This window comes from Saccharothrix hoggarensis (genome assembly GCF_042678885.1).
GTDB classification, from domain to species: Bacteria; Actinomycetota; Actinomycetes; order Mycobacteriales; family Pseudonocardiaceae; genus Actinosynnema; species Actinosynnema hoggarensis.
The window spans coordinates 34,221-42,163 of the sequence record NZ_JBHTLK010000028.1; the positions used below are offsets into that span (position 1 = coordinate 34,221).

The window sequence follows — 7,943 nt, forward strand, 5'->3', positions numbered from 1 at the left end:
CTGCGGGTGAACGTGGGCTGCGGGTGACGTGCGAGGGGAGGGACCGCGTGCGGCCCCTCCCCCGTCACCGGTCGGTCAGCAGTACAGGTTGTTGCCCGCGGGCACGCCCAGGATGCCGACGAACCGCTTGTAGGCGTCGACGCGGCTCTGCACCTGCGCCGGGTTGCGGCCGCCGCACTCCAGCGACCCGTTGATGCTGCGGATCGTCTCGCCGAAGCCGTACCCGTTGACCATCGCGTTGTGCGGGGTCATCGTGCCGGGGCCGGACTGGGTGTTCCAGTACCAGAGGGCGGTCTTCCAGGCCACCGACGAGTCGTTCTGCACCAGCCACGGGTTGGTGAGCAGCGGCAGGCCCAGCGCGTCGCCCGCGGCCTTGTAGTTGAAGTTCCAGCTGAGCTGGATGGGACCGCGGCCGTAGTAGGCCGCCTGGCCGGCGGGGCAGCCGTAGGGCTGGCTCGCGTCGCAGTAGTGCGGGTAGTTCGCCTGGTTCTGCTCGACGATGTGGACCAGGCCGCCGGTCTCGTGGTTGGCGTTGGCGAGGAACGCCGCCGCCTCCTGCTTGCGGACGGTGTCCGTGCCGGTCTTGGCGAAACCGGGGTACGCGCTCAGCGCCGCCGTGAGCCCGGCGTACGTGTAGAAGGGGTTGCGGCTGGGGAACATCTGCTGGAACTGCGCCTCGCTCACCACGAAACCGCCCGGCGCGGGCGTGCTGGTCGTGGTGGTCGGAGTCGAGCCGCAGGTGTGCGGGTTCCAGTACCAGGTGCTGACGGTCGGGTCGTAGCCCGGGTTGTCGTGCTCGGCGATGTAGTACTTGCCGTCGGTGAACCGCACGATGTTGCCGGCGGTGTACCACTTGCCCTGCACCCACGCGGGGTAGTCGCAGGACGCGGGCGGCGGCGTGGTGGTGCCGCCGCAGACGCCCTGGTCGGCCCAGACCGCCGCCGAGCCCGGCGTCTCGTTCTGGGTCCACCACTTGGCCTGCCAGTTGTGGCCGGCGTGGGACGCCGTCATGCCGCTGGTGTAGACGGCCGACGAGGTCCACGCCGACGCGCAGGCGGCCGCGGCGGCGGTGTTGGCCACCGCGACGGTCAGGGCCGCCCCGACGACGAAGGCGGCGATCGCCGCCAGAACGCGGAATCTCGACACAAGATCACTCTTTCCGTTCGAGCGCCCTCGGACGTGACGGGGGCCACTCAACCTGAAATGGTCTACACCAGTCAAGGGCGAAGTCGAACTTTCCCCGTGTTCCACCGTTGACCGTGGGAGCGCTCACACGGTCGTGCGACAGGCGTCCCCCCGCGACCTTCGCGTGACCGGCCCTTGTGAAGGGCGCGGCCGCACGGCGCAGTGCCGTGCTCCGTTCGCCGCTCGCCGACCCCTCCGCCGGTGACGGACACTGTCGCCATGCCGCACATCGAGTTGGACAACCCGCTACCCGGGATCTCCGGGCTCCTCGCCTACCGCCCCGAGACGGGTCGACCCCTGAGCGAGCTGGCCGAGGTCCTGCTGCGCGGTCCGAGCGAGTTGTCGCGCGGCGAGCGGGAGTCGATCGCCGCGCACGTCTCCGAGTTGAACCAGTGCAAGTTCTGCGCGTCGTCGCACGCCGCCTTCGCCGCCGCGCAGCTGCCCGAGGACCACGAGCACTCGCCGAAGCTGCTGGCGCTGCTCGACATCGCGACCGCGGTGACGGACAGCGGGCGGGCCGTGACGTCCGAGCTGGTGGCGGCGGCGAAGGCCGCCGGCGCGAGCGACGTCGAGGTGCACGACACCGTGTTGATCGCGGCGGCGTTCTGCATGTTCAACCGGTACGTCGACGGCCTGGCCACGTGGGCGCCGGACGACCCCGCGGCGTACGCCGCCATGGCCGACCGGATCGTGACGCAGGGCTACATCGCTCCCCGCTGATCCGCGCTGATCCGCGCGTCGGGTGCGCACTCGCGCGCCCGATTCACGCCTCCGGCGCCTCGGGACCTGACGCCTCTGGACCTGATGCCTCGGGGCGCCGGAACTCGGCCCACCACCGATTGCCGGTGCGGTCGATGAGCACCGCGCGGAGGTCGTCGTCCGCATAAGACCCGACCTCCGCGCGCACCAACGGCCACGGTGGCCCTTCCACGACGTCGCCGTCGTCCCGCGCCGAGGCCAGGACGTGCAACGTGCCGCCGGGCGCCACGAACCGCCGCACGTGCGCGATGCCGGTGGGCCGCATGCTCGCCGGCAGGGACTGCGCGATCAACGCCTCGACGACGACGTCGAACGCGCCCCACCACTCGGCGGGCGGGTCGAGCAGGTCGGCGACCACGAACCGGGCGCCCGGGAACCGCGCCGTCGCCACCTCGACCGCCGTGGGCGAGATGTCGAACCCGACCGTGTCGAACCCAGGGCGGCCAGGAACCCAGCGTCCTGCCCGTACCCGGAACCGACGACGAGCGCCCGCCGACCGGTCCCGTCAACGCCCGCGAACCGGTCGAGGATCAGCTGGTGCGGCGAGTCCCGGTGCCACGGCACCTCTACCTCGCCGCGCGACGCGGCAGCGTGGAGCCGCTCGAACGCCGTGGCCGGATCGAACGCCGTGGTCGGACCGAACCCCTCGATCCGCCGAACCTCGTCCCTGGCCTCGCCCACAACCCCTCCATCCCCCACCTCTGCCACCCACGCCCCCGACGCTCGACGCCCCGCCGCCTGCCGGCTCCCGCTCGTTGCTCCGGCCAATGGTGCACGTGGTGCCCGTGCTCGCGGTGGGCGGCGACAGGGGTCGGCGGTGCGTTCGCGAGACCGCCTTCGCCGCCGCGCCGCCTCCTTCTTTCCCGGCAACGCTTTTCGAACCTCAAATGTTGCCCAAAGGCGCGATCATCCATCGTTAGGGTGATCTTCGGGCCAAGCGGCGGGCAGCACGCCCCACCCACCCTACCAGCGGAAATGGGTCACGTTTGGGTGGCTTCTGCTACCAGTTCGGCTTGGCGGAAGCGGTCGTCGGTGAAGGGCATCGCGACGATTCGGTCCGCGCCCGCCTCGGCCAGCCGTGCGAAGTGGTCCCTCGCCTGCTCGGCCGAGCCGGTGACCACGACCTCCCGCGCCTGCTCCTCCGTCAGCCCGTAGTCGGTCATCGACCGGATTCTGTGCTCCACCACCGAATTCGCCACCGCGCCCAGCGCCACGCTCACCCCCACCGTGACGCCCACGCGCGGTCGTGAGTGGGTGGTTGCCAGCTCTTCCAGGCGAGCCACGCCCGCCGCCACCGCCCGCAACGGCAGGAAAGCCGGGTACCAGTGGTCGCCGAAGCGGGCGGCTCGGCGCAGGGCCGCGGCTCCCCCGCCGCCGATCAGCACGGGCGGCATGGGGGCGGGTGGGGACAGGGTCACCGGAGTGCCGTGCACGGACGCGGTTTCGCCGCGCACCAACGGCGGCAGCACGGCCAGCGACGCGTCGGTGCGGCGTCCGCGCTCGGCGAACGGCACGTCGACCGCGCGCCACGCCGCCTCGCCGTGGACGTCGCCACCGCTGCCGACGCCGAGCAGGACCCGTCCGCCGGAGAGGTGTTGCAGCGTGGCGACCTGCTTGGCCGCCCACGCGACGGGACGCAGCGGCAGGACCATCACCCCGAACCCGAGCTTGATCCGCGTCGTGGTCGCGGCGACCGTGGCGAGCACGAGCGTGGCGTCGAGGAACGGGCTGACGGGGATCAGGTGGTCGCCGTGCCACACCGACTCGAACCCGAGCCCTTCGGCGTGCTGGGCGTGCTCGACGGCGTCGTGCCCGAACCCGGGGAGCGTGATGCCGACGTCCATCACCGCACCTCCAGCACGGTCTTGCCGATCGTGGCACGGCTTTCGATGGCGGCGTGCGCGTCGGCGGCCCGTTCGAGCGGGAAGCGTTGGCCGATCACGGGTCTCACCTGTCCGGTCTCCGCGGCGGCGAGGATCGCGGTGACGAGGTCGCGTGCTTCGGCGGCGGTCGGGCGGGAGCCCTTCACGAGGGTCACGCCGCGGGCGGCGGCGGTGTCGGGGGCGATGTCGGCCCACGTGCCGGCGGCGAGGCCGTAGCTGAGCATCCGGCCGCCGGGGCGGAGGAGGTCGAACGCCCGGGCGGCGACGGACCCGCCGACGCCGTCGAGCACGACGTCCACGGGCGGCAGCGCGGCGGTCCAGTCGGGACGGCGGTAGTCGACGGGTTCCGCGCCGAGGTCGGCGAGGAGGTCGGCCTTGGCGGGGGTGAGGCCGGCGGCGCCGAGGACGGTCGCGCCCGCGGCACGGGCGAGTTGCACCTGGAGCGTGCCGACGCCGCCCGCCGCGGCGAGGACGAGGACGCGGCGCCCGGTGAGGGGGCCGACCGCGCGGAGGTTGAGCTGGGCGGTGCGGCCGTCGGCCAGGAGGGCGACGGCCGCGTCCAGGGCCACGCCGTCGGGGACGACGACCAGGTCGGACGCGTCGGCGAGGGCCCGTTCGGCGTAACCGCCGCGTCCTCCGGTCGACGTGACGACGCGCGCGCCGAGGAGGGTCGGGTCGACGTCGTCGGCGATCGACGCAACGACGCCGCTGACGCCGTTGCCCGGAACGGCGGGCGGCCGAAGGGTGAACGGACCAAGGCCGGTGCGCCGGTACTGGGTCTCGACGAACGTCACGCCGGCGTAGGCGACGTCCACGACGACCTGCCCCGGTCCGGGGATGGGGTCGGGGGCATCGCCGCCGACCAGCGTCTCCGGGCCGCCGAACTCCGTCAACCACACCGCGCGCATCGCGTCCCCCTGAGGTCGGACCGTTTTCACCTCACAGCGTGTGATCTCCACTTAACTCGAGGTCAAATTCGGTCTTGTGAATGTGCGCGGGCTCACCCTAGAGTCCTGGGAGCGCTCCCAGGGAGCGCTCCCAGAAGCGTCGTCAACCGTCAGAGCAGACGGAGGAGACCCAAGTCCATGAGATCGCTTCCTTCTCCCCGGTGGCGCCGTCAGGCCACCGCAGCACTCGCCCTCGTGGCGGTGAGCGGCGCACTCGCGTCCGGAACGGCCCACGCGGCGGACTACGAGCGCCTGGTCAACGGCACCTTCAGCAACGGCTCCGCCGACCCGTGGTGGGCCAGCGCGGGCGTGTCGAACCGGGTCGTCAACGGTGAGCTGTGCGCCACGGTCACCGGCGGCACGGTCAACCCGTGGGACTCGCTGATCGGCCAGAACGGCGTGCCGTTCGAGGCGGGCCAGTCGTACACGATGTCGTTCGACGCGTACGCCTCGGTCGCCCGTCCGGCGGCGGCGGTGGCCGGCGAGGGCGTCAGCCCGTACCGGCAGATCGCCAAGCACGACGTCGCGCTGACGACGACGAAGCAGCGCTTCACCTTCACGTTCACGTCGGAGCTCGACTTCCCGGACGCCGGTCCGGGCCAGGTCACGTTCCACCTGGGCGCGCAGGCGGCCGACACGACGGTCTGCGTGGACAACCTGTCCCTGATCGGCGGCGTGAAGCCGCCGGGCGGCGACCCGGCCCAGCCCGCGAAGAAGATCAACGTCAACCAGGTCGCCTACGTGCCGGGCCTGGCCAAGCACGCGACCCTGACTTCGACCGCGACCACCCCGCAGACGTGGACGTTGAAGAACTCCGCCGGCACGGCGGTGGCCACGGGTCAGACGGCGCCGAAGGGCGCGGACGCCGAGTCGGGCGACTCCACGCACCTGATCGACTTCTCCGGGTACGACACGCCGGGCACGGGTTACACGCTGACCGTCGGCACGGAGACGAGCTACCCGTTCGACATCGCCACCGACGCGATCAAGCGGCTGCGGTACGACTCGCTGGCGTACTTCTACCACAACCGCAGCGGCATCGAGATCGACGCGCAGTACGTCGGCGCGCAGTACGCGCGCCCGGCGGGCCACCTCAACGTCGCGCCGAACCAGGGTGACAACAACGTCCCCTGCCTCTCGACCGTCCCGTGCGGTTACACGCTGGACGTGCGCGGCGGCTGGTACGACGCGGGCGACCACGGCAAGTACGTCGTCAACGGCGGCATCTCGGCGTGGCAGGTGCTCAACACCTACGAGCGCGCGGTGCGGATCGGCGACGCCGCACCGCTGGGCGACGGCAAGCTGAACATCCCGGAGAAGGCCAACGGGGTGCCGGACATCCTGGACGAGGCGCGCTGGGAGGTCGAGTTCCTGCTGAAGATGCAGGCGCCCGACGGCATGGTGCACCACAAGATCCACGACCAGAACTGGACCGGTCTGCCCCTGCTGCCCCACCAGGACCCGCAGGCGCGCCGGTTGTCGGCGACCAGCACCGCGGCGACGCTGAACATGGCCGCCGTGGCGGCCCAGGCGGCCCGCATCTGGAAGACGATCGACCCGGCGTTCTCGGCGAAGGCGCTCGCGGCGGCCACCAAGGCGTACGCGGCGGCGAAGGCGAACCCGAACAAGATCGCCGACCCGAACGACGGCACCGGTGGCGGCTCGTACAGCGACTCGACGTTGACCGACGAGTTCTACTGGGCCGCGGCGGAGATGTTCACGACCACCGGTGAGGCGGCCTACCGCACCGACCTGACGTCGTCGACGCACTTCAAGGGCAAGAGCCTGAACGCGCGCGGCTTCGACTGGGGCTCCACCGGCCCGCTGGGCGACATCACGCTCGCCCTCGTGCCGAACGGGCTGCCCGCCGCCGACATCGCGGCGATCAAGTCGGCGTTCACCACGGTGGCGGACGCGCACCTGTCGCAGATGGCGACCCAGGGCTACCCCGCGCCGTACCGGACGGAGAGCTACGACTGGGGTTCGAACGGCCTGGTCGCGAACAACATCTCGGTGCTGGCGCTGGCGCACGACTTCACCGGCGCCGCCAAGTACCGCGAGGGCGTGTTCCAGGGCCTGAACTACCTGCTGGGCCGCAACCCGCTGTCGTACTCGTACGTCACGGGCTACGGCGACCAGCCGGTGAAGAACGTCCACCACCGGCACTGGGCGAACCAGCTGGACGCGACCCTGCCGACCGCGCCCGCGGGCGCGCTCTCGGGTGGTCCGAACAGCGCGCTGCAGGACCCGATCGCGGCGCGCCTGCTGACGGGCTGCAAGGCGCAGAAGTGCTTCGTGGACCACATCGAGGCGTACTCGGTGAACGAGGTCACGGTCAACTGGAACTCCGCGCTGGCGTGGATCTCCAGCTGGGCCGCGGAGAAGGTCACCACCGCCCCGCCGGTGGACACCACCGCCCCGTCGACGCCGGGCACCCCGGTGGCGTCGGACATCACCACGACCGGTGCGAAGCTGACCTGGACGGCGTCCACCGACCCGGAGAGCGGCGTCAAGGAGTACGACGTCATCTCGGTCGAGGGCGACGCGCTGCGCGTGGTGGCCACGGTCACCAGCCCGTCGGCGACGTTGACGGGGCTGCGGCCGGACACGGCCTACCAGTTCACGGTCGTGGCGAAGAACGGCGCCAACCTGCGGTCGGCGATGTCGCCGCAGGTGTCGGTGCGGACCAAGCCGGACGTGGTCGCCAACTACTGCAAGGTGGTCTGGCGGGCCTCGACCTGGTCGACCGGCATGTCGGTGAACGTCACCGTGACGAACACCAGCGGTCAGCCGTGGAACGGCTGGAAGCTGGAGTTCACGATGCCGGGCACGCAGAAGATCACCCAGGGTTGGTCGGCGACGTGGTCGCAGACGGGCCAGGCGGCGTCCGCGACGAACGTGTCGTGGAACGGCAACGTGCCCAACGGCGGTTCGGCCAACATCGGGTTCAACTCCTCGGGGTCCGGTGCGGGGGAGCCCACGGACTTCCGGGTGAACGGCCAGTCCTGCACCAAGGGCTGACCGGGTGACCGGCGGCGGGCTCCCCACGGGGTCCGCCGCCGGCACCACCACCGCGCCACCGGCAGTCGGGATCACGCACCCGGCGGCCGGTGGCGCAGTGCTGTGCGGGCCACGACGTGTCCCACCCGCTCACCGCGGCCCGCCGCCG

At 71.7% G+C, this 7,943-nt stretch carries 6 protein-coding genes; 2 read left to right on the top strand and 4 right to left on the bottom strand.

Features of this window, described 5'->3' with window-relative positions; genetic code table 11:
* Positions 1–75: 75 nt before the first annotated feature.
* Positions 76–1,146, bottom strand: coding sequence for a glycoside hydrolase family 19 protein (locus tag ACFQ3T_RS08490; RefSeq protein WP_380722033.1), 1,071 nt, complete (start codon positions 1,144–1,146; stop codon positions 76–78).
* Between the two features lie 258 nt (positions 1,147–1,404).
* On the opposite strand from ACFQ3T_RS08490, the gene ACFQ3T_RS08495 reads away from it, so the two are divergent.
* Positions 1,405–1,905 (top strand): carboxymuconolactone decarboxylase family protein, encoded by a 501-nt coding sequence (locus ACFQ3T_RS08495; RefSeq protein ID WP_380722048.1) that lies wholly within the window; start codon positions 1,405–1,407, stop codon positions 1,903–1,905.
* A 43-nt stretch (positions 1,906–1,948) separates the two neighbouring features.
* On the opposite strand, the gene ACFQ3T_RS08500 is transcribed toward ACFQ3T_RS08495, so the two are convergent.
* The 3 genes from ACFQ3T_RS08500 to ACFQ3T_RS08510 all read right to left on the bottom strand — a co-directional run bounded on the left by ACFQ3T_RS08500 (position 1,949) and on the right by ACFQ3T_RS08510 (position 4,735).
* Positions 1,949–2,335, bottom strand: coding sequence for a hypothetical protein (locus ACFQ3T_RS08500; protein WP_380722035.1), 387 nt, complete (start codon positions 2,333–2,335; stop codon positions 1,949–1,951).
* 589 nt (positions 2,336–2,924) lie between these two features.
* Complete coding sequence (locus ACFQ3T_RS08505; protein WP_380722037.1) at positions 2,925–3,788, bottom strand: LLM class flavin-dependent oxidoreductase; 864 nt, start codon at positions 3,786–3,788, stop codon at positions 2,925–2,927.
* Positions 3,788–4,735: a zinc-binding dehydrogenase gene (locus ACFQ3T_RS08510; protein WP_380722039.1), complete on the bottom strand. Its 948-nt coding sequence runs from the start codon at positions 4,733–4,735 to the stop codon at positions 3,788–3,790. The genes ACFQ3T_RS08505 and ACFQ3T_RS08510 overlap by 1 nt, the downstream gene beginning before the upstream one ends.
* 240 nt (positions 4,736–4,975) lie before the next feature.
* On the opposite strand from ACFQ3T_RS08510, the gene ACFQ3T_RS08515 reads away from it, so the two are divergent.
* A complete protein-coding gene (locus tag ACFQ3T_RS08515; protein ID WP_380722040.1) occupies positions 4,976–7,795 on the top strand; it encodes a glycoside hydrolase family 9 protein in 2,820 nt (939 codons plus the stop codon).
* Positions 7,796–7,943: the final 148 nt, after the last annotated feature.

What these genes read in the sequence shown, in the direction of transcription:
- ACFQ3T_RS08510 (WP_380722039.1), bottom strand. Translation starts at nt 4,735, where the DNA reads ATGCGCGCGGTGTGGTTGACGGAGTTCGGCGGCCCGGAGACGCTGGTC.
- ACFQ3T_RS08505 (WP_380722037.1), bottom strand. Translation starts at nt 3,788, where the DNA reads ATGGACGTCGGCATCACGCTCCCCGGGTTCGGGCACGACGCCGTCGAG.
- ACFQ3T_RS08495 (WP_380722048.1), top strand. Translation starts at nt 1,405, where the DNA reads ATGCCGCACATCGAGTTGGACAACCCGCTACCCGGGATCTCCGGGCTC.